This is a genomic window from Polynucleobacter sp. Fuers-14 (assembly GCF_018882045.1).
Classification (GTDB): Bacteria; Pseudomonadota; Gammaproteobacteria; order Burkholderiales; family Burkholderiaceae; genus Polynucleobacter.
This window is the reverse complement of the sequence record NZ_JACVPG010000003.1, coordinates 143,480-168,497: the sequence shown is the minus strand read 5'-3', so window position 1 is coordinate 168,497 and position 25,018 is coordinate 143,480. Positions and strand designations below refer to the sequence as shown.

The 25,018-nt window shown below is 46.2% G+C and carries 24 protein-coding genes, 2 tRNA genes and 1 riboswitch; of the genes, 17 read left to right on the top strand and 9 right to left on the bottom strand.

Annotation, left to right across the window (positions count from 1 at the left end):
* Entirely contained in the window at positions 1–963 is a 963-nt protein-coding gene (locus ICN40_RS01580) for an XdhC family protein (RefSeq protein WP_216241606.1), read from the top strand.
* A gap of 28 nt (positions 964–991) precedes the next feature.
* Here the strand turns inward: ICN40_RS01580 and parC are convergent, their stop codons facing one another.
* Complete coding sequence (parC, locus tag ICN40_RS01575) at positions 992–3,367, bottom strand: DNA topoisomerase IV subunit A (protein WP_216242027.1); 2,376 nt, start codon at positions 3,365–3,367, stop codon at positions 992–994.
* 71 nt (positions 3,368–3,438) lie between these two features.
* Positions 3,439–5,427, bottom strand: coding sequence for a DNA topoisomerase IV subunit B (locus tag ICN40_RS01570; RefSeq protein WP_216241602.1), 1,989 nt, complete (start codon positions 5,425–5,427; stop codon positions 3,439–3,441).
* Positions 5,428–5,506: 79 nt separating this feature from the next.
* On the opposite strand from ICN40_RS01570, the gene ICN40_RS01565 reads away from it, so the two are divergent.
* From ICN40_RS01565 to thiE, 10 genes are all read left to right on the top strand, one after another.
* Positions 5,507–6,727, top strand: coding sequence for a CaiB/BaiF CoA-transferase family protein (locus ICN40_RS01565; RefSeq protein ID WP_216241599.1), 1,221 nt, complete (start codon positions 5,507–5,509; stop codon positions 6,725–6,727).
* 5 nt (positions 6,728–6,732) lie between these two features.
* Positions 6,733–7,965, top strand: a complete 1,233-nt coding sequence (locus tag ICN40_RS01560) for an MFS transporter (RefSeq protein WP_216241595.1) — start codon at positions 6,733–6,735, stop codon at positions 7,963–7,965.
* Positions 7,958–8,101, top strand: coding sequence for a hypothetical protein (locus ICN40_RS01555; protein ID WP_215322096.1), 144 nt, complete (start codon positions 7,958–7,960; stop codon positions 8,099–8,101). Before ICN40_RS01560 ends, ICN40_RS01555 begins: the two co-directional genes overlap by 8 nt.
* A gap of 56 nt (positions 8,102–8,157) precedes the next feature.
* Positions 8,158–8,232, top strand: a tRNA-Arg gene (locus ICN40_RS01550).
* Between the two features lie 224 nt (positions 8,233–8,456).
* Positions 8,457–9,290 (top strand): DUF4743 domain-containing protein, encoded by an 834-nt coding sequence (locus ICN40_RS01545; RefSeq protein ID WP_216241593.1) that lies wholly within the window; start codon positions 8,457–8,459, stop codon positions 9,288–9,290.
* Between the two features lie 86 nt (positions 9,291–9,376).
* A riboswitch (TPP riboswitch) is annotated at positions 9,377–9,484 on the top strand.
* Positions 9,485–9,521: 37 nt separating this feature from the next.
* Positions 9,522–11,462: a phosphomethylpyrimidine synthase ThiC gene (gene thiC / locus ICN40_RS01540; RefSeq protein ID WP_216860699.1), complete on the top strand. Its 1,941-nt coding sequence runs from the start codon at positions 9,522–9,524 to the stop codon at positions 11,460–11,462.
* Between the two features lie 23 nt (positions 11,463–11,485).
* Positions 11,486–12,634, top strand: coding sequence for an FAD-dependent oxidoreductase (locus ICN40_RS01535; protein WP_216120956.1), 1,149 nt, complete (start codon positions 11,486–11,488; stop codon positions 12,632–12,634).
* Positions 12,625–12,822, top strand: a complete 198-nt coding sequence (gene thiS, locus ICN40_RS01530) for a sulfur carrier protein ThiS (RefSeq protein WP_072582372.1) — start codon at positions 12,625–12,627, stop codon at positions 12,820–12,822. Before ICN40_RS01535 ends, thiS begins: the two co-directional genes overlap by 10 nt.
* A 21-nt stretch (positions 12,823–12,843) precedes the next feature.
* Positions 12,844–13,662 carry a thiazole synthase gene (locus ICN40_RS01525; protein WP_216241590.1) on the top strand — a complete coding sequence of 273 codons (819 nt, stop codon included), beginning with the start codon at positions 12,844–12,846 and terminating at the stop codon, positions 13,660–13,662.
* Between the two features lie 27 nt (positions 13,663–13,689).
* Positions 13,690–14,616, top strand: coding sequence for a thiamine phosphate synthase (thiE, locus tag ICN40_RS01520; RefSeq protein ID WP_216241588.1), 927 nt, complete (start codon positions 13,690–13,692; stop codon positions 14,614–14,616).
* 6 nt (positions 14,617–14,622) lie between these two features.
* Here thiE and ICN40_RS01515 read toward each other — a convergent pair whose 3' ends face one another.
* The 4 genes from ICN40_RS01515 to thiD all read right to left on the bottom strand — a co-directional run bounded on the left by ICN40_RS01515 (position 14,623) and on the right by thiD (position 16,311).
* Complete coding sequence (locus ICN40_RS01515) at positions 14,623–14,805, bottom strand: hypothetical protein (protein ID WP_216241586.1); 183 nt, start codon at positions 14,803–14,805, stop codon at positions 14,623–14,625.
* Positions 14,802–15,008: a HEPN domain-containing protein gene (locus ICN40_RS01510; RefSeq protein ID WP_216241584.1), complete on the bottom strand. Its 207-nt coding sequence runs from the start codon at positions 15,006–15,008 to the stop codon at positions 14,802–14,804. The genes ICN40_RS01515 and ICN40_RS01510 overlap by 4 nt, the downstream gene beginning before the upstream one ends.
* Entirely contained in the window at positions 15,005–15,349 is a 345-nt protein-coding gene (locus tag ICN40_RS01505) for a nucleotidyltransferase domain-containing protein (RefSeq protein ID WP_216241581.1), read from the bottom strand. The genes ICN40_RS01510 and ICN40_RS01505 overlap by 4 nt, the downstream gene beginning before the upstream one ends.
* A 77-nt stretch (positions 15,350–15,426) precedes the next feature.
* Positions 15,427–16,311, bottom strand: coding sequence for a bifunctional hydroxymethylpyrimidine kinase/phosphomethylpyrimidine kinase (thiD, locus tag ICN40_RS01500; protein WP_216241578.1), 885 nt, complete (start codon positions 16,309–16,311; stop codon positions 15,427–15,429).
* Positions 16,312–16,332: 21 nt separating this feature from the next.
* On the opposite strand from thiD, the gene ICN40_RS01495 reads away from it, so the two are divergent.
* Positions 16,333–16,408, top strand: a tRNA-Asn gene (locus ICN40_RS01495).
* A gap of 65 nt (positions 16,409–16,473) precedes the next feature.
* On the opposite strand, the gene ICN40_RS01490 is transcribed toward ICN40_RS01495, so the two are convergent.
* The gene (locus ICN40_RS01490) at positions 16,474–17,058 is read right to left on the bottom strand and encodes a hypothetical protein (protein WP_216241575.1); all 585 of its coding nucleotides are present in this window, start codon (positions 17,056–17,058) and stop codon (positions 16,474–16,476) included.
* A 234-nt stretch (positions 17,059–17,292) separates the two neighbouring features.
* Here ICN40_RS01490 and ICN40_RS01485 point away from each other — a divergent pair, with 234 nt between their 5' ends.
* The 5 genes from ICN40_RS01485 to ICN40_RS01465 all read left to right on the top strand — a co-directional run bounded on the left by ICN40_RS01485 (position 17,293) and on the right by ICN40_RS01465 (position 22,318).
* Positions 17,293–18,606, top strand: a complete 1,314-nt coding sequence (locus ICN40_RS01485; RefSeq protein WP_216241572.1) for a U32 family peptidase — start codon at positions 17,293–17,295, stop codon at positions 18,604–18,606.
* Between the two features lie 30 nt (positions 18,607–18,636).
* On the top strand, positions 18,637–19,164 hold the full coding sequence (locus tag ICN40_RS01480; RefSeq protein ID WP_216241568.1) for a hypothetical protein: 528 nt from the start codon (positions 18,637–18,639) through the stop codon (positions 19,162–19,164).
* A gap of 39 nt (positions 19,165–19,203) precedes the next feature.
* Positions 19,204–20,046 carry a transporter gene (locus tag ICN40_RS01475; RefSeq protein ID WP_255561084.1) on the top strand — a complete coding sequence of 281 codons (843 nt, stop codon included), beginning with the start codon at positions 19,204–19,206 and terminating at the stop codon, positions 20,044–20,046.
* 64 nt (positions 20,047–20,110) lie between these two features.
* A complete protein-coding gene (locus ICN40_RS01470; RefSeq protein WP_216241562.1) occupies positions 20,111–21,853 on the top strand; it encodes an IlvD/Edd family dehydratase in 1,743 nt (580 codons plus the stop codon).
* A gap of 9 nt (positions 21,854–21,862) precedes the next feature.
* On the top strand, positions 21,863–22,318 hold the full coding sequence (locus ICN40_RS01465; RefSeq protein ID WP_255561083.1) for a DUF4442 domain-containing protein: 456 nt from the start codon (positions 21,863–21,865) through the stop codon (positions 22,316–22,318).
* A gap of 33 nt (positions 22,319–22,351) precedes the next feature.
* Here the strand turns inward: ICN40_RS01465 and ICN40_RS01460 are convergent, their stop codons facing one another.
* Together ICN40_RS01460 and ICN40_RS01455 are read right to left on the bottom strand one after the other, a co-directional pair.
* Positions 22,352–23,092, bottom strand: coding sequence for a lysophospholipid acyltransferase family protein (locus ICN40_RS01460; RefSeq protein WP_308281757.1), 741 nt, complete (start codon positions 23,090–23,092; stop codon positions 22,352–22,354).
* Positions 23,093–23,211: 119 nt separating this feature from the next.
* Entirely contained in the window at positions 23,212–24,888 is a 1,677-nt protein-coding gene (locus tag ICN40_RS01455) for a long-chain-fatty-acid--CoA ligase (RefSeq protein ID WP_216241560.1), read from the bottom strand.
* Between the last annotated feature and the right edge of the window lie 130 nt (positions 24,889–25,018).

The following is a 25,018-nucleotide window of genomic DNA, read 5'->3' as shown; positions in this document are numbered from 1 at the left end:
ATGAACAGCACCGATTTAAGCGTACTCAAATCTGCCGTCGAATGGCTACAAGCGGGTCAATCAGTCGCGATTGCGACCGTGGTTCAGACTTGGGGCTCAGCACCCCGTCCAGTCGGCTCTTGGCTTGCTATACGAGCTGATGGTCAAGTAGCTGGGTCTGTTTCGGGCGGCTGCGTTGAGGATGACCTGATCCGCCGCGTTCAAACCGAAATCCTCACTCGCGATACCCCAGAAATGGTGGTTTACGGAGTAACCCAGCAAGAAGCTGCCCGTTTTGGTCTGCCTTGTGGTGGCACCTTACGTTTATTGGTAGAGCCTAGGCCAGAATTAGCTATTTTAGAAAAGTTGCTTGCGAATATTTCTTCTCATCAAATTACACGTCGCTCCGTAAATTTGGCTACTGGCAAATCCACCCTCAGCTTAGGTGATCGTAGTGATGAATTTGCTTGTACTGAACAGGAAATGCAAACCACTTACGGCCCTCGTTGGCGCATGGTGATTATTGGCGCTGGTCAGCTATCCCTATACACGGCGGATTTTGCGTTGGCTTCAGATTTCGAAGTCGTCGTGATTGATCCTCGTGAAGAATATGCCGAAGGTCTAAATCGTTCTGATATTACTTTCTCAAAGGGCATGCCAGATGATGTCTTGCTGGAGATTGGCGTTGACTCTCACACCGCTGTTGTTGCTCTCACACATGACCCCAAGTTAGATGACATGGCTTTGATGGAGGCCCTGAAGTCTCCCGCCTTTTATGTGGGGGCGTTAGGCAGCAGAAAAAATACTCAAAAACGCAAAGAGCGCTTGCTCGAGTTTGATGTCAGCCAAGAGCAGGTTGAAAAATTACACGGTCCTGTTGGTCTATACATTGGCGCTCTCACCCCACCAGAGATCGCAGTTTCGATTCTGGCGGAGGTAATTGCTGTTAAATATGGCGTGAGTATTCCAAAGAAAATTAGCTGACTTAACTGACTTAGCTGACTTAACTGGCTTAGTTCGCTGTTAATTTGCTGTCTTTTAAGCGCGGCTCAACAAAGTGACCTTTGCGTGCGCGGTTACCTGCAAAAGACTTTAAGGTTTTGGCATCAAGGCCGAGTTCAGTTGGTTTACCAGCACGTCCAGCGCCTGAATAGGTAGCCCCGTCAGGACCTACTGCGATAGCCGAAGCCAAGCGCTCTTTATCATCTAGGCCCATCAGGATTACACCCTTGCCGCCGGTTGGCAGACGCTTGAGTTCATCTAATGGGAAAACCAATAACTTAGAAGCTTCTGATAAGCAGGCCACTTGCTTCATGCCTACCTTCACCTTAGCAGCACCTAAAGGAGCATCGCCAGGAACTTTAGCATCCATACTCAAGAATGATTTACCCGCTTTGTTACGGGTAGTCATATCAGATACATTGGCCAAGAATCCATAACCCGCTTTAGTAGAAAGCAATACCAAATCATCTGGTTGACCAGCGTAATAGGCAACCATTTGGGAGCCAGCGGCCAAATTGACGAAGCTAGTTAATGGCGAGCCATCACCACGGGCACCTGGTAATTCGCTGACAGGCACTGTATATACACGTCCGTCGCTACCAAAGCCCTGAATAACGTCTACAGTTCTCACTTCAAAGGTGGCATATAAAGCATCGCCTGCCTTGAATCCAAATTGAGTTGCATCATGTTCATGACCTTGACGCACACGTACCCAGCCTTTTTGAGAAACAATGACTGTGACCGGCTCATCAATGACCTTGGTCTCAGCAACGGCGCGCTTATCTTCCTGAATGAGGGTGCGACGATCATCGCCGAAGTCTTTCATATCAGACTCAATTTCTTTGATGATGCGCTTGCGTAAGACGGTGTCGTTCTGCAACAAACCTTCTAGATCATCACGTTCAGACTTGAGCTCTTTAAGCTCTTGCTCAATCTTGATGCCTTCTAAGCGAGCCAACTGGCGCAAGCGAATATCCAGAATATCTTCAGCCTGGCGATCGCTCAGCTTGAACCCTTTAATCAAATCTGCTTTTGGCTCATCGCTATTGCGGATGATCTTAATGACCTTATCAATATTGAGAAGAACGGTTAAGCGCCCTTCCAAAATATGCATACGGTCTTTGACTTTGCCTAAGCGGTGCTGAGTTCGTCTAGTAACGGTGGCAACCCTAAATGCAACCCACTCAGACAGAATTTCTTTTAAGCCTTTTTGACGTGGGCGTCCATCGTTGCCAATCATCACCAAGTTCATTGGTGCATTGGATTCCAATGAAGTGTGAGCAAGCAATAAATTGACAAACTCATTGACGTCAATATTCTTACTCTTCGGCTCAAATACCAAACGCACTGCGGCATCCTTGCTGGATTCATCACGCACGCCATCAAGCACATTCAAGATGGTCGATTTAAGATTATTTTGTTCGGGTGTTAAGGTCTTTTTGCCAACCTTAACCTTCGGGTTGGTGATTTCTTCAATCTCTTGCAAAACACGCTGTGAAGATGTAGCTGGAGGCAATTCGTTAACCACGATCTGCCATTGACCGCGAGCGAGCTCTTCGACAGACCAACGTGCACGCACTTTAATACTGCCGCGCCCCGCTTCGTATATCTGAGCAATTTCTGCAGCAGAAGAAATGATTTGACCGCCGCCCGGATAGTCAGGGCCAGGCATGATCTCCAATAACTCTGAAGTACTCATCTTTGGAGACTTCATTAAAGCAACGGCAGCTGTAGCCACTTCACGCAAATTATGCGAAGGAATCTCGGTCGCCATACCGACAGCAATGCCGGATGCGCCATTAAGCAATACAAAAGGTAAGCGCGCTGGTAATAATTTAGGCTCTTGGAATGAGCCGTCATAGTTCGGCGCAAAATCTACCGTACCCTCATCAATCTCACTCAATAGCAAACCAGCAATCTTAGTAAGACGAGCCTCGGTGTAGCGCATAGCTGCCGCACCATCGCCATCGCGTGAGCCAAAGTTACCTTGACCATCGATTAGTGGATAACGCAATGAGAAGCTTTGCGCCAAGCGCACCAAGGCATCGTATGCAGATTGGTCACCGTGGGGATGGAACTTACCTAATACATCGCCAACTACACGCGCACTCTTCACTGGTTTAGCATCTGCACGCAAACCCATTTCGCTCATTGAGAACAAGATGCGGCGCTGTACGGGTTTCTGTCCATCAGATACATCAGGTAATGCACGGCCTTTAACTACGCTAATTGCATAATCTAAATAGGCACGCTCTGCATATACCGCTAGAGTTAAGCTGTCTTTACCATCTTCATTTAAGTCAACCGTTTTGGGGTCATGATTGCCCGCTCCACCACCAGAAGAAGCAGCAACTGCAGGGGTCTCTTCCACTTCAACGATATCCATTTCAATGGGACTGGCAAACAAATCCGCCTGATCGGCTGGAGTATTTTTTCCAGGAGTCTTTTTAGTTGTCATTAGATATCCGCCTCCACTTCATTACCGCGCTCTTCTAACCAATCACGACGTGCACCAGACTCTGATTTACCCATCAACATATCCATTGTTTTAAACGTTTCGTCTTCAGTCCATGTGCCCAAAGTGACTGGTAGTAAACGACGAGTATCTGGATTCAAAGTCGTATCCCAAAGTTGCTCAGCACTCATCTCTCCCAGACCCTTAAAGCGGGAGATTTGCCATGCAGTTTCTTTAACGCCGTCTTTGCGTAATTTATCTTCAATCGCTTGAAGCTCATTAGCATCTAGGGCATAAATCTTTTGTGCTGGTTTCTTGCCACGCGCTGGAGCATCGACTCTAAATAGTGGTGGCCTAGAAATATGCACATGCCCTAACTCAATGAGTTTGGGGAAATGCTTGTAGAACAAGGTTAAGAGCAATACTTGGATGTGAGCACCATCCACGTCCGCATCAGACAAAATACAAACCTTACCGTAGCGAAGATTAGATAAATCGGGGCTGTCATTTGCTCCATGCGGATCCACACCAATCGCTACAGCGATGTCATGCACTTCATTATTAGCAAATAAGCGATCACGCTCAGCTTCCCAGGTATTTAATACCTTGCCCCGCAATGGCAGAATCGCCTGATATTCCTTATTTCGCCCCATTTTGGCTGAACCGCCAGCAGAATCGCCCTCTACTAGGAAGATTTCATTCATGCCAATATCTTCGCTCTCGCAATCTGTAAGCTTGCCAGGAAGCACAGCGACGCCAGAAGACTTCTTCTTCTCTACCTTTTGGCCGGCACGGGTTCTTGCTTGCGCCTGCTTGATTACGAGGTCAGCTAATTTGCGACCGTAGTCAACGTGTTGGTTGAGCCAAAGCTCTAAAGCAGACTTCACATAGCCAGAAACTAAACGTACGGCATCACGAGAATTCAGCCGCTCTTTAATCTGCCCTTGGAACTGAGGATCCAATACTTTGGCCGACAGAATGAAAGATGCGCGAGCAAATACGTCTTCAGGCATGAGTTTCACGCCTTTCGGTTGTAATGCATGCATCTCAATAAAGCCTTTAACAGCATTAAATAAACCTTCACGCAAACCACTTTCGTGCGTGCCGCCTGCAGGTGTTGGAATCAAGTTCACATAACTCTCGCGTACTGGTGCGCCATCTTCAGTCCAGCAAACAACCCAAGCCGCACCCTCGCCTTCAGCAAAAGAATCTTCCTCTCCAGTGCCGGTAGCGTATTGCTCACCTTCGAATGGAGGAATGACTTCGGCACCATGACCTGCTTGCGCAATCGCTTCATTTAAGTAGCCACGCAAGCCTTGTGCGTATTGCCATGTCTGGGTATCGCCTGATTTTTCTTGAATCAGCGTTACCTTCACGCCTGGCAATAAAACAGCCTTGGAACGTAATAGACGAATGAGCTCAGGCATTGGAATCACTGAGCTATCAAAATACTTTCCATCTGGCCATGCACGTACGCGTGTGCCGTGTGACTTATCTTCTTTTGCAGAAGAAATTGTTTTGAGCTTTTCAATCACCTTGCCATCAGCAAAGGTCAATGTCGACATTTGGCTATCACGCCAAACGGTGACTTCTAATCGTTTAGATAAGGCATTGGTTACAGAAACACCAACACCGTGTAAGCCACCTGAGAATGCATAAGCACCACCAGTGCCTTTTTCAAACTTACCGCCAGCATGTAGCTGGGTAAACACAATCTCCACTACTGGCAATTTTTCAGTAGGATGCATACCCACTGGAATCCCGCGACCATCATCTTCTACGCTCACGCTGCCATCGGTATGCATCGTAACAATGATTTGCTTGCCAAAACCTCCTAAGGCCTCATCGGATGCGTTATCCAGCACCTCTTGAATGATATGGAGTGGATTGTCGGTGCGGGTGTACATTCCAGGCCTTTGACGGACTGGTTCCAGCCCTTTTAGGACCTGAATCGACGATTCGCTGTATTCGGAAGTTTTACGGGTAGCCATGCGCGCAAATTGTAGTCATGTCTGAGCTCCAGACCGAATTTTTCGGGAATTCCCCTGTCATCCATGCCAAAATTAGGGGATGGGAGCCTTAAGTCATATTCGCGTTTTAGACCTTAGCCGAGTCTTGGCAGGGCCTTGGTGCGCTCAAAACCTAGCGGATTTGGGTGCAGATGTCATCAAAGTCGAAAGACCTGTCGTTGGCGACGATACCCGCCATTGGGGGCCTCCTTTTGTCAAAGACGCCAATGGCAAGGAAACTGAAGAGTCTGCCTATTTTATTTGCATTAACCGGAATAAGCGCTCAATTACGGTCGACATTGCAAAACCCGAAGGTCAAGAGTTGATCCGCCAGCTGGCTGCCGAATCGGATGTGGTGATTGAAAACTACAAAGTTGGCGACCTCGCCAAATATGGTCTTGATTATGAAAGCCTCAAAAAAGTAAAACCAGATTTGATCTACTGCTCAATTACAGGTTTTGGTCAGACTGGTCCCTTTGCTAATCGTCCTGGCTACGACTTCATTGTTCAGGGTATGGGCGGATTTATGAGTGTGACCGGTGAAGCGGATGGTGTTAAAGGCGCCAGCCCACAAAAAGCAGGGGTTGCAATCGCAGACATCTTTACAGGCATGTATGCCTCTACAGCCATATTGGCAGCAGTCATTCACCGTGACCATACAGGTGAAGGCCAATACATCGATATGGCTTTATTGGACACCCAAATTGCAGTGATGGCTAACGTTTCAAGCGCCTACCTTACATCTGAAAAAGTGCCCCGTCGGATTGGCAATGCCTCCGTAACCATTGTTCCGTATCAAACCTTCCCAACATCGGATGGCTGGATGATTGTTGCTGCTGGCAATGACGGTCAATATAGACACTTTGTTATGGCTGGCGAAGAAGGTCACCTTGCTGATAATCCACGTTACGCCACTAACCCACTCCGCGTTCAACACCGAGATGAGCTTGTGCCGCTACTGGAAGCCATGACCCGTAAAAAAACAAAGAAGGAATGGATATCACTTCTAGAAAAAGTGAATGTTCCTTGCGGACCGATCAATAACTTCAAAGAAGTCTTTGAAAACGAGCAAGTCATAGCTCGTGGGGTAGAGATCAATGTTCCACACCCTACTGTTGGCAATATGAAATTAGTTGCTAGTCCTATGCGTCTTTCTAAAACACCCACTGAGGTGCGAATGGCACCCCCTACTCTTGGTCAACATACACAAGAGATTTTGCATGAACGTCTCAAACTAGATGATCAAGCGATTGAAGCCTTACGCACTAAGGGAATCATCTAGGAACCATGACAACTCAGACATCCAAAGCAGGGCTTTCGATGAAGGAAGTCCTCATCTATGGTGGACTTATGGTCACCCTATCGATGGGTATTCGTCATGGCTTTGGCCTCTTTAATTTACCCATTACTTCAGCCAATGGCTGGGGTCGCGAAACGTTTGCTCTGACTATTGCTTTACAAAATCTGATTTGGGGAGCTGTGCAGCCAGTTACCGGGGCCTTGGCTGATCGTTACGGCGCATTCAAAATCATGGTTGCCGGTGGGATTTTGTATGCCCTAGGTTTGGCAGGCATGGCTATTTCTACTGATGTCATGAATTTCACATTAGCTGGTGGCTTGCTCATTGGTTTGGCACAAACTGCCACGACCTACAGCGTGGTCTACGGAATCTTGGGTCGCAATGTTTCTGCGGAGAAACGGATCTGGGCAATGGGCATTACTGCAGCTGCCGGTTCATTTGGTCAGTTCCTCATGATTCCAGCCGAGCAAGGCTTGCTCAGTATGTTTGGCACACAAGATGCGCTTCTCATGTTGGCATTGATGGCCAGTCTAATGATTCCAACTGCATTTATGTTGCGTGAAAAGAATTTCACCTATAACCATAATCTGGGTGATCAGACGATTAAGCAGGCCTTAAAGGAAGCAATGGGTAATCCAAGCTTTCGTTATCTGACCTTAGGTTATTTTGTTTGCGGTTTTCAGGTGGTGTTTATTGCGGTTCATTTGGCGCCTTACCTTAAGGATCTGTCTTCTACCTATCCAGCCGTTGGGGCTCCGGTTGTTGCCACGACCGCCCTAGCATTAATTGGCTTATTTAATATCTTCGGCACTTATAGCTCCGGCATCCTAGGTCAGCGCTTTCCTAAACGCTATTTACTATCTGCAATCTATATCGGGCGTTCTATTGCCATTACAGCGTTTTTATTGTTGCCACCAACACCGATGAGCACTTATATCTTTGCGGCCATCATGGGCTTCTTGTGGCTCTCAACTATTCCACTGACCAACGGTATCGTTGCGCAAATTTTCGGCGTGAAGTATTTAACGATGCTTTCTGGCCTCATCTTTTTCTCTCATCAATTGGGCAGTTTCTGCGGAGCCTTCCTAGGCGGCTATTTATTTGACCATACTGGTTCTTATTTAATTGTTTGGGAAATCGCGATTGGATTGGGCGTCTTTGCTTTCTTGGTTAATCTTCCCGTAAAGGAACGAGCAATTCACAGAGTGGCCAATGCTTAAGAGAAAACCAAGTATTGGGGAAATCATGTTTTATGGGTTTGCTCTATTCGCTTTGTTGTTTGTTTTCTCGATGTACTTCGCACCCGATATGATGGTGGCAGTGACAAATCAAGTATGGGCGCTGTGTGGTTGGTAATTCGTGGTTTGTAATTCATTAGAATTGACCTAGCACACTTTTTTATTTTTTAGCATCTCGCCGTAGCACAATGGATAGTGCACATGCCTCCTAAGCGTGGGATACAGGTTCGATTCCTGTCGGCGGGACCAGAATTTCTTCATAGTTATCCACAGGTCATGTGGATAAATCCTCAAAAGTTTTCGTAAGTCACAGATTTGTATAGACAGACCTAGCTTGCCTAATTTGTGTGCAGGATAGCTTTCCCTGTTTTGGATGTTTACTTATAAATATTTAAGTTAGTTCTTATGAAATTATGTGTTATGGAGCTTTACCAATAAGGACATAGAACTGGAAGTTCCCTTACACTTAGACCATGACCAGTCTCTCAACCAGTACGCTAGCCGCCCTTGAGGAAATGCTCCAAAACACGGCGCGCTCTGCTCCTGCGGAATACCTGCCGATTTATTTATCCCGCGGCGCAACAGGTGAGCAACTCATTGGCCACCTCAATCCAGAATTTATTCCTTATCTGCAAGAGTCTTTACAAAAAGAATCCATTGCACTGATTGCCATGGGTCATTACAAGCTCACCATTCAATTAGGCAAACCTAGAGATTTATCCAATAGTCTTTATCAGTTAGCCAATCGTATGAGACTGGGTGGATTTATTCCAGGCTGGCGTAACGAAGACTTTGCTTGGGTTGATCTAAATGGTCACAAATACTTTCGCATGGAGCGTGCTGCGTTTCGTACCTTTGGTTTTCGAAGTATGGCAACGCATATCAATGGTTATACCCACGGTAATACTATTTGGCTGGGTAGACGCAGTGAAACTAAGCCTACTGATCCAGGCAAGTTAGACAACTTGGCAGCCGGTGGAATTACTGCTGATGAAACACCCTGGGTTAGCGCGCGTCGTGAGCTTTGGGAAGAAGCTGGCGTACCTGAGCAAATCTCCGATCAAATTGAGCCTGTGGGACGGATTCATATGCGCCGCCCATCTCAAGGTCGAGGCTTTCATGATGAGCAGCTATACGTCTACGATTTAGAGCTGGCTGACAACTTTATCCCCACCAATCATGATGGTGAAGTCAGTGGCTTTATTGAAATCTCCCTGCCAGAGGCTGCCGCCAGAATCTTGGCTGATGAATTTACCTCTGATGCTGCCTTTGTTACGGCTGATTTCATATTGCGCCGCAATAAATAGGCTATTTCACCCCATTTGCTTAATTCCACCTACCGCTTGACTGGTGTCATACAGTAATCAATCAATTCGTGGTTAAATTCATCTTAAGGATGAAACAGGGGTGCCCTTCATAGCAGTTTTGCTAGAAGGCGCTGAGAAAGACCCTAGAACCCGATCCAGGTAATGCTGGCGTGGGGAGTTACATCAGACCGACACCCGGTTTCGTCCATCTAAAACAGCTAGGAGATGGACATGAGTACAGGCAACACCTCAACTAAAAACGCTAAACATGAGATTCCAAGCCTTAAAAGCTTAGAGCGCGACTTCGGGCAAAAGTTTGCCTATCCTGCCTCAACCAAAACTTACCTTCAAGGGTCAAGACCTGATGTCAAGGCGCCAATCCGGATGATTAAGCAACTACCTACTCGCGTAGGTGAAGAAATGTTGGCTAACCCTCCAGTACCCGTCTATGACACATCTGGTCCATACAGCGATCCTGATGTTGTGATTAATCTTGAAAAAGGTTTGCCAAGACTACGTGATGCCTGGATTGCTGAACGCAATGACACCATCCAGTTGGCAGGGCCCAGCTCCGAATACGGCGTTGCGCGTTCTCAAGATGAAGCCACACAAAATTTACGCTTTTCTCATATCAGCGCACCGCGCGTTGCGAAGTCTGGACATAACGTCAGTCAGATGTATTACGCTCGCCAAGGCATCATCACTCCTGAAATGGAGTACATTGCCCTGCGTGAATCTATGGGCCTTGAGCAACTTCGCAAAGATCCAGCTTACAAGCAGTTATTGAAGCAGCACCCAGGCAAAGGTTATGGCGCAAACCTGCCTGACATCGTCACCGGTGAATTTGTGCGCTCTGAGATTGCTGCAGGCCGCGCGATCATTCCAGCAAACATCAATCACCCTGAATTAGAGCCAATGATTATTGGCCGTAACTTCCGCGTGAAGATTAACGGTAACTTAGGTAACTCTGCTGTTACTTCATCCATTAATGAAGAAGTTGAAAAGATGGTGTGGTCCATTCGTTGGGGTGCAGACACTATCATGGATCTCTCCACTGGTAAACATATTCACGAGACTCGTGAATGGATTATTCGCAACTCTCCAGTACCTATTGGCACAGTGCCAATCTATCAAGCATTAGATAAAACCGGCGGTATTGCTGAAGACCTCACCTGGGAAATGTTCCGTGACACACTCATTGAGCAAGCAGAGCAAGGTGTTGACTACTTCACCATTCATGCTGGTGTATTACTCCGTTATGTGCCGCTAACAGCGGATCGTATTACCGGTATTGTTTCTCGTGGCGGCTCGATCATGGCTAAATGGTGCTTGGCTCATCACAAAGAAAACTTCCTGTACACAAAGTTTGATGAGATTTGCGAGATCATGAAAGCGTATGACGTGTCATTTAGCTTGGGTGATGGCTTGCGCCCTGGTTGTATTGCTGACTCTAATGATGCTGCTCAGTTTGGTGAACTTCACACACTTGGTGAATTGACGGCTAAGGCCTGGAAACATGATGTACAAGTCATGATTGAAGGTCCTGGTCACGTTCCAATGCAGCGCATTGAAGAAAATATGACTGAAGAGCTAAAGTATTGCTTAGAAGCTCCCTTCTATACCCTCGGACCATTGATTACCGATATTGCCCCTGGCTATGACCACATCACCAGCGGTATTGGTGCCGCGCAAATCGGTTGGTATGGCACAGCGATGCTTTGCTATGTCACACCAAAAGAGCATCTGGGATTGCCAGATAAAGAAGATGTGCGTGAGGGCATCATCACTTACAAGATTGCTGCCCATGGTGCCGACTTAGCCAAAGGTTTGCCTGGCGCGCAAGTACGCGATAACGCCCTCTCCAAGGCTCGCTTTGAGTTCCGCTGGGAAGACCAATTTAATCTGGGCTTAGATCCTGAGCGCGCGCGTGAGTATCACGATGCGACCCTACCAGCTGAAGGTGCCAAAATTGCGCACTTCTGCTCCATGTGCGGTCCAAAGTTCTGCTCCATGAAGATCACTCAAGAAGTTCGTGACTACGCGGCAACCCTAGATGCCGATGGCAATCCGAAAGCAAAAGTCATTCCCATTACTGAGGTAGCTGATGCTTCTAAAGGTATGGAAGAGATGTCTGCGGAGTTCCGTAAGCGCGGTAGTGAGATTTATCAGTAAGCCAACCAGCTAAAAAGATAAAGATGACTAGCGCAAGCTTCTCCAATAGCAAATACGCAATTGTTGGCGGCGGCCTAATGGGTCGCTTGCTGGCTGTTGCGCTTGCTAAAGGAGGTGCTCAAGTCGATCTCTTTGATAAAGGCGGCCCTGATGGTTCTCATGCTGCTGCGCGCATTGCTGCAGCGATGTTGGCACCATTAGCTGAGTCTGCAATTACTGAAGATTCTGTTGTGCGCATGGGTTTGCATAGCCTGCCTCGCTGGAAGGAGCTTATTGCTAACTTATCTTCACCGGTTTACTTTCAGCAAGTTGGCACCTTGATTTTGTGGCACCGCCAAGATGCTAGTGAAGCTGAACGCTTTGCTGCTCATTTAGATAAGAACTGTCGCTCAAACGCTGATCTCAGCGAACCACAAAAGCTCAATAATGAAGCATTACGCGAACTCGAGCCTGGCGTTGCCGATCGCTTTACTCAGGGACTGTATTTACCCAATGAAGGGCAATTAGATAATCGCCAGCTATTGGATGCTCTCGCTAGCGAATTAACGCTATTGAAGGTCAATTGCCACTGGCATACCGAGATCGAACCTTCTGAATTGCGCAAACAGACTGGCTATAAAGCGGTAATTGATTGTCGCGGTACGGGCGCTAAAGAAGCTTGGTCAACTGGAGATAAGTCCAATAACTTGCGCGGTGTTCGCGGTGAAGTGATCAGACTCTATGCGCCAGAGGTGAAGTTGCGTCGCCCTACACGCCTAATCCATCCGCGCTATCCGATTTATATTGCTCCTAAAGAAAATGATGTCTATGTGGTGGGTGCCACTGAGATCGAATCCGATGACCTATCAGAAATGAGCGTACGCTCTGCTATGGAGTTACTCAGTGCCGTTTATACCGTTCATAGTGGGTTTGCAGAAGCGCGCATTTTGGAGATGGCGACGCATTGTCGCCCCACTTTAAAAAATAATCTCCCAGAAATTCGGTCGATAAGAAATAAAGGGCTTGCAGATTTGATCATGATCAATGGCTTATATCGCCATGGTTTTATGATTTCTCCTGCAGTACTCGATTGCGCATTAGAGCTTCTGGAGTTCGGCACAAGTAAGACTGCATTGGATTTAGGGTTGAGTGTGACTCAAGATTGCAACCAGATTGAGGCGGTATGCGCGTAATCGTGAATCAAGTAGCTTATGAGTTGCCTAGCAAGAGTATGGTGAGTGATGCTCTAGCCTTGATCAATGCGAAGCCACCCTATGCCGTTGCCGTAAATCTCAACTTTGTGCCCAAGACTAAGCATGCAGACTTTGCATTAAATGAGAATGACCAAATTGAAGTGATTGCTCCAGTTACTGGCGGCTGATTAAGAACCAATTATTTTGCTATGAACGCTCCTTTACCTAATAACCTCAATAGCGCCGATACACTTGTCCTTTATGGCGAGAGCTTTGCGAGTCGCTTGCTGCTAGGGACCTCACGCTACCCCTCTCCACAGGTGCTGGAGAACGCTGTACAAGTATCGAATCCCGGCATGATTACTGTAAGCTTGCGTCGCCAAGGAACATCAACTGCAGAAGCGCATAGCGGCTTTTGGGATTTACTTAAGAAGATGGCGGTTCCTGTTCTACCGAATACCGCTGGTTGCCATAGCCCACAAGAAGTGATTACTACCGCGCAAATGGCGCGCGAAGTATTTGAAACAGATTGGATCAAGTTAGAGCTTATTGGCGATGATTACACTTTGCAACCCGATGTATTGCGCTTAGTGCAGACAGCAGAGACTCTGATTAAAGATGGCTTTAAGGTTCTGCCGTATTGCACGGAGGATCTCATTTTGTGCCAACGTTTGGTTGATGTCGGCTGCCAAGCGGTGATGCCTTGGGCTGCTCCAATTGGTACCGGACAAGGCCCTTTAAATCCATATGCCATGAAACTCTTGTGTGATCGTCTGAAGGTTCCGCTCTTGGTGGATGCCGGCCTAGGGCTGCCTTCACATGCATGCACCGTCATGGAATGGGGATTTGATGGTGTACTGCTGAATACCGCAGTAGCCTTGGCGGATGATCCTGTAGTGATGGCCAAAGCCTTTGCAATGGCGGTTGATGCGGGTCGTACAGCCTATTTATCTGGCGCTATGAAGCCCCAGGAATCAGCCCAGGCAAGCACTCCATTGGTGGGCACTCCTTTTTGGCACCAATCGTAGTGACGCTAAGTTAAGTACACTGAACACATGAGCCTGATTCGTGACCTTGCTGATCAAATTGTTGCTGCGCATCGCAATGAAGATTTATGTATTCCGATTCCGAGCTTTAGCCTGAACTCTCCGCCTCCACTGATTGATAACGAAGCAGCAGTCGATCATTACGAATTAGCCGGTGCTCTAGCAGCAATTGAGATGGGATTTATAGAGTCTGATGCCAGAATCCTGGGTAAGGCGTGGTCTCGCATGACTTTGCAAGATGGTGGCTTTAATCCCTTTAAATGGCCTAGCAGGCCAGAGCATTTTGATTTACTGCCCTGGACTCGCAATATGAATCCCAATGCGTTTAAAGAATGTCCAAAACGTTTAGGCTTGTATGGTGTCATGCCGGATGCTGATTGGGTAAAGCGCATGGTTGAGGTGGAGCTGCCTACAGTACAACTTCGCTTTAAGTCGGATGAAAAATCCAAGATCCGAAAACAAATCAAGGAATCTGTTGCTGCAGTTAAAGATAGTAAAACTCTGCTCTTCATTAATGATTACTGGCAAGAAGCAATTGATGCCGGCGCCTATGGCGTGCATTTAGGTCAAGAGGATTTAGTAGATGCCAACCTAGAAGAAATCCGGGGTGCAGGCTTAAGGCTGGGACTAAGCACTCATGGCTATGCAGAGCTGGCTTATGCAGATCGCTATTGTCCAAGTTACATTGCGATGGGCGCCGTCTTTCCTACGAATTTAAAGAAGATGCCTACAGCACCCCAAGGACTGGGTCGTTTATATCGATATGCTCAACTCATGAGCAACTACCCGCTGGTAGCTATTGGTGGCATTGATCAAGATAGCATTCATGCAGTAGCAAAAAGTGGTGTTGGTTCTGTAGCTGTTGTGAGAGCCATTACCCAAGCTAAAGACCCTAAGGCAGCAGTTAAGCGCTTACAAGAATTAATGCAGGCTTAAATCGATTTAGGATTTATCAAATAACCCCAAAAGGTGCTCAACGAATTCACTTGCTTTAGCAACCGCCCATTGAGCATCCTCCTTGGCCACCAAATCACCTTTGTAATCACCCATTAAACGAAGATCCTCGACCCTGTTTAATGCTTTGCCGAATTCAATTGAGACTTGACCTGTTTTTACCAATTTCAAACTAAAAACTGATATGAGACCACTATGGGTTTTTGTATGCTCGACCGATTTACCTCGCCCGAAGCAAGTAAAGCACCTCGAGCAGCGTCAAACATAGCGTAATAGGCTCGATTACATGCTCCATCGAAATCATCAGCATTTAATAGTATTTTTTCCGAGGCAGCTGCTGTTGTCGCTTTAATAAAAAGTTCTTTTGCCTTCAAAGCACAATACCTTTGTTTCGCACATTATTGATAAGGCTTGGATTTGAATAAGTTTCTGGATGATCCCATTCTTCCTGCCATATTGGTAGCGGCTGAATACGTATACCGGTCTCTAAAAGAACTTCATAAGCAAGGTCATCCATAGCAAATTTTGTCGCCATAAATGGAGTTGCTAGGCCTTTCAAAAGAATAGCAACATCGGCGTCACTTTCTACGTGATGAGTACCCCTAGCTCGACTTCCAAACAACAATGCTTTTGCTATTGGAAAGTATTGAGCAACCTTATCCATAAAAGCTGATGTAGCAGCTTTTGTTTGATAGTCAATGAAGAAATTGCTCATAGCCTACATTATCCAAAGAAAGACATCTTATGGCAATTAAGGTCTTTAACCATAGTAGATTGAGGTCAAAAACACTGCTAAAGCTTCGTTTTTTCATCAAGCAGCGCAGTTGGATAAAAATCGTGCATGTGCCATAGAGGCCCTGGACCTTCGCCAACACTTAAGAAACGCCCCGCCTCTAAGCCTGCCTCGACATAGGCTATTGCCTTAGCAACTGCATGAGCTAGATCATGACCATCAGCTAGATAGGTAGCAATGGCAGACGCTAAAGAACATCCGGTGCCGTGCGTGTTTGCTGTGTTAACACGGTAGTGCTTGAATTCTTTTGATTGCACAACTTCAAGGCCGTCTTCCATGGAGCGCCACATTAAGTAATCGGTAATTTGAGTGTGCGTACTATCTAAATGCCCACCTTTAATGAGGACTGCTTGTGGCCCCATATCCAATAACTCTTCTGCAGCTAATTTGAAATCATTAGGGCCACTAATATCACGACCAAGTAGCAATGAAGCCTCGTCTAAGTTAGGAGTAACAAGCAATGCCATCGGAAATAATTCAGTAATCATTGCTTGAGCGGTATCGTCACCACCTAAGCTAGCGCCGGAGGTTGCGCGCAAAACAGGGTCTAAAACAATACGTTTAACACCATGTTTGCGTAAAGATTTAGCAACTGTTCGGACTATTTCTGGGTTAGCCAGCATGCCGATTTTGACAATATCAGCACCAATATCCATTAAAACTGCGTCAATCTGGGCTTCAACCACGTCAAGATCAACATCCTGAATACGTGTGACGCCCAAGGTATTTTGGGCGGTAATTGCAGTTATGACTGACATGCCGTAGCCACCAAGGGCGGTGATGACCTTGAGGTCGGCCTGGAGTCCCGCCCCGCCGCCGCTATCGGACCCAGCAATGGTCAGTACTTTAGGGATCTGCACAGAAGTGGGAAGAAGTGAATTCATCTTGCTATAATATCGGCTTATTCCTCGATAGCTCAGTCGGTAGAGCGCCGGACTGTTAATCCGTAGGTCCCTGGTTCGAGCCCAGGTCGAGGAGCCAAATAAGTAAAGCCCCTAGAGAAATCTAGGGGCTTTTTCTTTATGAGGACTGATTAAGTCGATCTCTTAGATCAAGCCCTTCTTGTGCAAGTTGGACAGGCGATTATGGAGAGACTTCAATGTCAGAAGATTGTATTTATCCCCCTCCTTCCAAACACTACCTTTCCATTCGATGCCTTCTGGTGTGACATTAGCGAACGGCTCTTTACCTTCCTTTGCATAGCCTTCTAAGATGGCGATCAGTGCTGCTCGGTCATTGGATCCACCAGCGTCTTTAACTGCATCCAAAATGGGTTTGGTGATGGTATCGCTATAGGTAACCTTAGTATCCATATGATTTGGGGATGCTGGTTCTTCGAAGATGTACTCATGTGGCCACTCAAAGACATTTCTTGCTGAAATTTTTACCGCTTCTGGACTCACTGCACCGCCCTCAGGATTCTTTGGATCGGTTAGTAGGCTTAGGCCCAAGATCCAAGCTTCAAATTCAGCAATGCGGCTGTAACGCTTTTCTTCGCTATCGCGCTTCTGTTCTTCTTGTGAAAGCAATAGAGTGACCCATGCCCAAGCAATATCTTTAGGTATTGCAAAATCTTGAGCCAAAATTGCACTGGCTTTTTTTAAGATGGGTTTGGATGTGAGTTTTGACATTGCATTCTTTCTGGATTCGTTCTGCTTTTTTAATAAGCGCCTTCAATTTAGGGTGAAAAGTCAAAGGGAAGGCTCCCCGTTCATCTTGACAATGCTCTCCACATCCCCCGTAGGATACTCTTCATTGGCTAGCTGCCTACTTGTCAGGCCTACGCAAACCTAGTTCTAGCAGGCCCCAGGGCTGACTCATGGGGCAAATCAAACAAGTTCGGCTGTATTCACTAAAATAGACGGATGACTAAGATTCCTGAACTCCTCGCTCCAGCCGGCAGCCTTTCCATGCTGCGTACTGCCTTTGATTTTGGCGCAGACGCCATCTATGCCGGACAACCTCGTTATTCACTGCGGGTACGCAATAACGACTTCGGCAAGATTGAGGTTCTCAAGCAAGGCATCGATACCGCCCATGAAATGGGCAAGAAGTTTTATTTAGTTTCTAACTTATTACCTCACGGTGGTAAGACGCGTACTTACATTAAGGATATGGATCCAGTAATTGCATTAAAGCCGGATGCTTTAATCATGTCTGATCCTGGACTAATCATGATGGCGCGCGAAGCTTGGCCAGATATGCCAATTCATTTATCCGTTCAGGCCAATACCGTGAATGGTGCTTCCGCTAAGTTCTGGCGCTCGGTTGGTATTAGTCGTGTAATTTTGTCCCGCGAACTTTCCTTTGATGAAATTGAGGAAGTGCGTCAAGACTGCCCTGAGATGGAGCTTGAGGTATTTGTTCATGGCGCTCTCTGTATTGCCTACTCAGGTCGCTGCTTGTTATCGGGCTATATGTCTCACCGCGACTCTAATCAAGGCGCCTGCACGAATGCTTGCCGCTGGGATTACAAGGTGAAGCCTGGGCAACAAAATACGAGTGGTGATGTTGTACTGCTTCAGGAAGCACGTCGCCCTGATGACTTGATGCCAATGGAAGAAGATGAGCATGGTACCTACATCATGAACTCAAAAGATCTGAGAGCCGTTGAGCATATTGAGCGCCTAACTAAGATGGGTGTTGACTCTTTCAAAATTGAAGGTCGCACCAAATCACCTTATTACGTTTCGCGTACTGTGCAATCCTATAGAGCGGCAATTAATGATGCTGTAGCAGGCAAACCATTTAATACTGCATTATTAGGTCAATTAGAAGGTTTAGCCAACCGCGGTTATACCGATGGCTTTTATGAGCGTCACCATGACAAAGAGTATCAACTCTATATGCGTGGTCACTCTCTATCTGGCCGCAGCCTATATGTTGGAGAAACACTCGAGATCGACGCTGCCACCGGCCGAATTAAGGTAGATGTCAAGAATCGCTTTTCTGTTGGTGACAAAATTGAAATTATCGAACCGAACGGAAACACGGATGTTGTATTGACTGAGATGTGGAATATGAAGGGCGAGTCAATTGATATAGCCCCTGGATCGGGTCACTTTGTTTGGCTAAAAATACCAATGGCCACAACACATGCCTTTATTGCGCGCTATACACAAGAACCTGCACCAGCTGAAGTGGCTACTTCTAGCTCTTGCTCCACTTGCGGCGATTAATACACCTCAATCTTCTGAATAAAGATTTTCATGACTAACAGCGCCAAAAACCTTACAAATAAAACAGGCTTGAAAATCAAGTTTGAGGATGAAATGAAAAAAGCGTTTGCTTTATCAATTTACTTTGGCACTTGGTTCTGCGCGATTGCCTTTATGGCTGCAACCGCTCTTGAGGAGCGCCCCATTCCCCTATCTCTTTTTGGGTTTGCGTTGATTAAAGCTGCTTTATCGGCAAAATTTATGTTGATTGCTCAGGCTGTGTATCCAGTTAAAATTGATAAACAAAACGGCATTGTTAAGTCACTCATGCTTGAGTCGCTGATTTATCTAGTGGTAGTTGTGGCGCTAAATTATCTTGAGGCTGGAGTTCATGGACTCATTAATGGTAAAGACTTTATTGCCTCTATGGCAGCATTTGGTAGCGGCGATCCATTAAGAGTCCTTGCCATGTCAATTGTGTATTGGTTGATTGTTTGGCCTTACTTGATTTTTGTGGGCTTTAATATGGTCGTAGGCAATACTGAAACTCTTGCAGTCTTGTTTGGCTCCAAAAAATAATTGCCTTACTTGTATTGCGTGAGAATTTTTTGGCTCTGCTTGTTAGGATTCATTTGCCAACAAGCGTCCGCTCAAGAGATTGAAGCTCGCGCGTATTCAAATGCGCCTATTGGCATTAACTTTATTTCGGGTGGAATAGCCCAGGCCAAGAGTGGTTCATACACCCTCACTACTGAAGCAACAAGTCTGACACGCATTATTAATGTCTTTGGACAGTCTGGCCGGATTAGTCTACTACTTCCGTATGCCCAACTTTCTGGCGCTGGTAGTCTTGGCCCTCAAAATATCAACGCTTCTGCCGAAGGCTTATCCGATCCTATTGTAAAGATCTCCGCCAATCTGTATGGTGCGCCAGCACTCTCGCTAGAGGAATTTAATAACTACAAACAAGATCTTATTATCGGCACTAGTCTCGCTGCATCAATCCCATGGGGTAAGTACAACAGTGAGCAAATGCTCAACGTGGGCGCCAATCGCTCTCTTATTCAGCCCGCCATCGGAGTCTCTCAAGCAATCGGATCATGGCGCTTGGAATTGGCAGGCATGGCTACCATCTACACCAACAATACTAGTTTTCTGGGAAGTAATACGCTCTCTCAAAACCCCGTCTACTCCTCGGAAGCCCATGGGATCTATTACTTTGAGAATACAGCCTATATTTCTGCTGATGCTACCTACTTCATGGGTGGTCAGAAATATGTCAATGGCACAGCAATCAGCGGCTCACAAGAAAATTGGCGTTTTGGCAGTACTTTTTCTTACCCTATTAATAAGCGCAATTCCATCCGCCTGACTGGTAGCAAAGGCGTCTACTCCAACACCAATACTGACTACACCGCACTGGGAATTTCCTGGCAGTACCGCTGGGGCGGCGGAGTGTAGGTATATAGGCTACTCCATCGCTACAATAAAGCCAAAGATCATTAAAAAGAGACACGAGACAATCATGAGCAATACACCAAAAGACCCTGCAGAGAGTGGTTTACGTAAAGGCTTAACTAGCTATGGCGATAAAGGCTTTTCTTTATTTTTACGTAAGGCTTTTATTAAAGGTGCTGGATATACCAATAGCGCTTTAGATCGCCCTGTTATCGGCATTATCAATACTGGCAGTGCGTACAACCCCTGCCATGGCAATATGCCTCAGCTTTTGGAGGCGGTAAAGCGTGGTGTGATGTTGGCCGGTGGTTTGCCGATGGAATTTCCGACAATTTCGATACATGAGAGTTTTGCTGCGCCTACTAGTATGTACTTGCGCAACTTAATGTCGATGGACACTGAAGAGATGCTGCGCGCACAGCCAATGGATGCAGTTGTCATGATTGGTGGTTGCGATAAAACTGTTCCCGCACAAATGATGGGTGCCGCTTCTGCAGGCTTACCCGCTATCCAACTGATTACCGGCTCAATGCTGACTGGATCGCATCGCAGCGAGCGTGTTGGTGCTTGTACTGACTGCCGCCGTTACTGGGGTAAATTCCGCGCCGGTGAAATTGATGAAGTTGAAAAAGATGAAGTCAATGATCAACTGGTAGCCAGCGTTGGCACTTGTTCAGTAATGGGAACAGCAAGCACGATGGCCTGCATCTCGGAAGCGCTGGGCATGACAGTTCCCGGTGGCGCAACTCCTCCAGCAGTCACTGCAGACCGTATCCGCGTAGCTGAAGAAACTGGTACTTGTGCTGTGAAGATGGCAAAAGAAGGTTTGACGATAGACAAGATACTCACTGCAGACGCCTTTGAAAATGCGATGCGTGTTTTGCTGGCCATTGGCGGATCCACTAATGGCATAGTTCACTTAGCTGCTATTGCTGGACGCATGGGTCTAGAGATTGATTTAGATGCACTCGATAAGATGGGTGATGAGACCCCAGTTTTGGTGGACTTAAAACCCTCTGGTGACCACTATATGGAAAACTTCCATGACGCCGGTGGCATGACCACCCTGCTTCGTGAACTGAAGCCTCTCTTGAAGCTTGATGCAATGACTGTTTCCGGCAGAACTCTTGGTGAAGAGATTGATGCTGCTGCACCAAGCTTTAAACAAGATGTAGTACGTCCATTTGATAAACCAATTTACCCACGCGGCAGTATTGCTGTCTTGCACGGCAATCTAGCGCCTGGTGGCGCCATCATTAAACAGTCTGCTGCTAATGAAAAGCTGATGGAACATGAAGGTCGTGCAGTGGTGTTTGAAGATGCTGCTGATTTAGCTAACCGTATCGATAGCTCAGACTTAGATGTCACTGCTGATGACATTTTGGTACTCAAAAATATTGGGCCTAAAGGTGCCCCTGGTATGCCAGAGGCTGGGTACATCCCTATTCCCATGAAATTGGCACGAGCTGGCGTCAAAGATATTGTGCGCATCTCTGATGGACGCATGAGCGGCACTGCCTTCGGCACGATTGTGTTGCACGTTACCCCTGAATCCGCTATTGGGGGTCCATTAGCGCAGGTACGTAACGGTGATCGCATTCGTTTGAGCGTTAAGAATCGAGAGATTAGCCTCTTAATTTCCGATGAAGAACTAGCTAAGCGTATGAATGACAATCCCATTACTTCTCCTACAGCTGAACGCGGTTACAAGAAACTCTTTTTAGATACCGTTACTCAAGCGGACCAAGGTGTGGACTTTGACTTCTTAAGAGCAGCAAAGATGGTCGGCAAAACCCCCTCATCCAAATAAAATTTTTCAATGATTAACGCCAATCTCTTGCGTAGGGGCATGAATCTATGGCCACCATTTATCGGGGCTGGCATTACTGTTGAAAAAATTTCTAAGGATTTTCGACATGCTAAGGTACGCTTAAAGCATGGCTTATTGAACCGCAATATTGTGGGGGTGCATTTTGGTGGCAGTCTCTTTGCGATGACTGACCCCTTCTTCATGATGATGGTGTCTCAGAATATTGGCAAAGGGTATATCGTTTGGGATCAAGCAGCGAAGATTGAATTTCTGAAGCCAGGCAAGGGTAAGGTTCATGCTAGTTTTGAAATTGCTCAAGAACAACTAGATGACATCATCGGCTCTGCTGAGTCTGGCAACAAAGTACTCAAAGACTTTGTTGTTGATGTGAAAGATCAAGAGAATGATGTAGTCGCGAGAATTACGAAGACTTTATATATCCGCAAGAAAATTAAGAAAAGCTAACGTGTATTGTTAACTTTTTAATGAATTCTCTGATTACTTTGTATAAGCGGGCGCATCAATGATGCGCATCTCGCCTTCGATCCAGGCTTCTACTTCAAGCTGCAGCTGCTCTTCCGTTTTTCCTGTAACAGAAATCACAGGCCCCATAGAAAGCGTAACCACGCCTGGGCGCTTTAAGAAGGTGTTTCTAGGCCATATGGCAGCCGAGTTCTGCGCCACCGGAAGGATGTCGATTTGCGTGCTAATGGCTAGGCGAACCCCACCTTTTCTATAAGGCTTCAATGACCCGCGCGGGGTTCGAGTACCCTCTGGATAGATAGCAATCCAATTCCCCTCCGATAAAACTACTTTGCCCTGCTCGTTGACGGCTTCTCGAGCCTTCTCACGATCGCCACGATTAATGTGAATCATTTTTAACGAGGCCAAAGCCCAACCAAAAAATGGCACGAATAATAATTCTCTTTTGAATACAAAGCAGAGTTGTCTTGGGAAAAAGGCTGGGTAGATAAAAGTTTCCCATGCGGATTGATGCTTGCCTAAAATAATTAATGATTTATTAGGATCTTGAGGAATATTCTCAAAGCCCTTTATCTTTAGGTTAATTCCACAGAAAAATAAGAGTGCTTTCTGGGTTAGGCGGCACCAAAATACGCCCATCTGGTAACGCGCACTTCGATTTGTAAAGGGGATGACCAGAATCATTGCGCTAGCAACAATGGTGACGGTAGTAATCCCGAATAAATAGAATATAAAAGAGCGAAGCCAAAGAATCACGATAGTATTTTTGCTTAAAAGGAGCTAAAAACCTATTTTAAATGACTAGCCCTTACAAGATGGGCATGGATATTGAAGGGCTCAATACCCATGCCATGAAGTGCCTATTTTGGAATTGTTTATAAATCTCGTAATTCCCGCCTTAGGATTTTTCCAACATTCGTTTTTGGTAAATCAGAGCGGAAAACAATATATTTAGGACGCTTATAGTTGGTAAGGTTCTCTTTGCAAAATGCCAAGATAGCTTCCTCTGTTAAAGACTGATCCTGCTTCACAATAAACGCTTTGACAGCTTCACCAGAGTCTTCATCAGGCACACCAATAACTGCACACTCCAAGACACCAGGAATTAATGATATGACCTCTTCTACCTCATTTGGATAGACGTTGAATCCAGAGACCAGAACCATATCTTTTTTGCGGTCCACAATCTTGGTCAGACCGTCGGCATTCATGATGCCAATATCGCCAGATTTAAAGAAGCCATCGGATGTCATGACATTCTTCGTTTCTTCAGGCTTATTCCAGTAACCAACCATCACCTGCGGACCCCAAATACAAATTTCACCAGGCGTACCAAATGGCACCTCAATACCATCGTCACCCAAAATAACTACTTCTGTACTTGGTACTGGATAACCAATATATCCAGTAAAGCTGTCGATCAAAGCGGAATTTACGCAAGCAACTGGTGATGTTTCTGAAAGACCATAGCCCTCGGCAATCGGGGCGCCCGTCATTTCCTGCCAATGATCAGCAACTATCTTTTGCATTGCCATACCGCCGCCAATAGTTGCCAAAATATTAGGGAACTTAACAGAGGCAAATTCAGGTTTGTGCATCAATGCATTAAAGAGTGTATTAACACCGGGGAAGATATTGATATTTGGGTGCTTTTTCAATAGTTTGATGAAGCCATCAAAATCACGTGGGTTAGGCACCAAAACCAACAAACCACCCTTACGCATACCCAATACTGAACAGGCTGTTAAAGCAAAGATGTGATACATCGGTAGCGCGCATAAGAAAACCAATTGATCTACTTTTTTACGCTTTAATCCTGGCTCAAGCCATAACTCAGTCTGAATAACATTAGACAAAATATTTTTATGCGACAGAATGGCGCCTTTAGATAAACCGGTAGTACCACCTGTGTATTGCAAAAAAGCAATGTCAGCTAAAGAGGTGTTGGGTTTATTCCAACGATGGCGACTACCCTCACCTAGAGCCGCTAAGAAAGTAATGTGTCCAGGCAGATCCCATGAGGGCACGAGTTTCTTGACATTGCGCACTACAAAGTTAATTATTGCTCCTTTAAGACCAATCATTTCTCCAAGTGAAGTAACGATGGTTTTTTTCAAAGGCACTTCAGCAGCGATGTGCTGATAAACATGGGCAAAGTTTTCTAGGATGATTAGGGCTGATGCGCCGCTGTCTTTGAGTTGGTACTCCAGTTCGCGAGCAGTATAAAGTGGATTGACGTTGACCACTACGTACCCAGCACGAAGAATACCGATCATCGCAATCTGAAACTGCAATACGTTAGGTAACATGATTGCCACACGAGCACCAGGTTCTAAACCCAGGTTTTGCAAGTAAGAAGCAAAGTGCTTGGAGTGCTGATCTAACTCTCGGTAGGTTAAAAACTTATCGAGATACTCGCATGCAGCTCTATTGGGGTATCGATTAAAGGCCTCCTCAAACATGTCCAATAAGGAGTTGTAGCCAGAGATGTCTACCTCATGAGGTACGCCCTCAGGATAGTGCTTTAACCAAGGTTTTGAAGGATTAACCATGAGTTACTTTCAGTCTCGATCTAGTTTTATTTATAGTCAGATTGTTATATCTGTATGACTCATTCTAATCACAGGAACAATAAATCTAAAGAAAAAGCCCTCTGCAATGAGAGGGCTTTGACTTAACAAC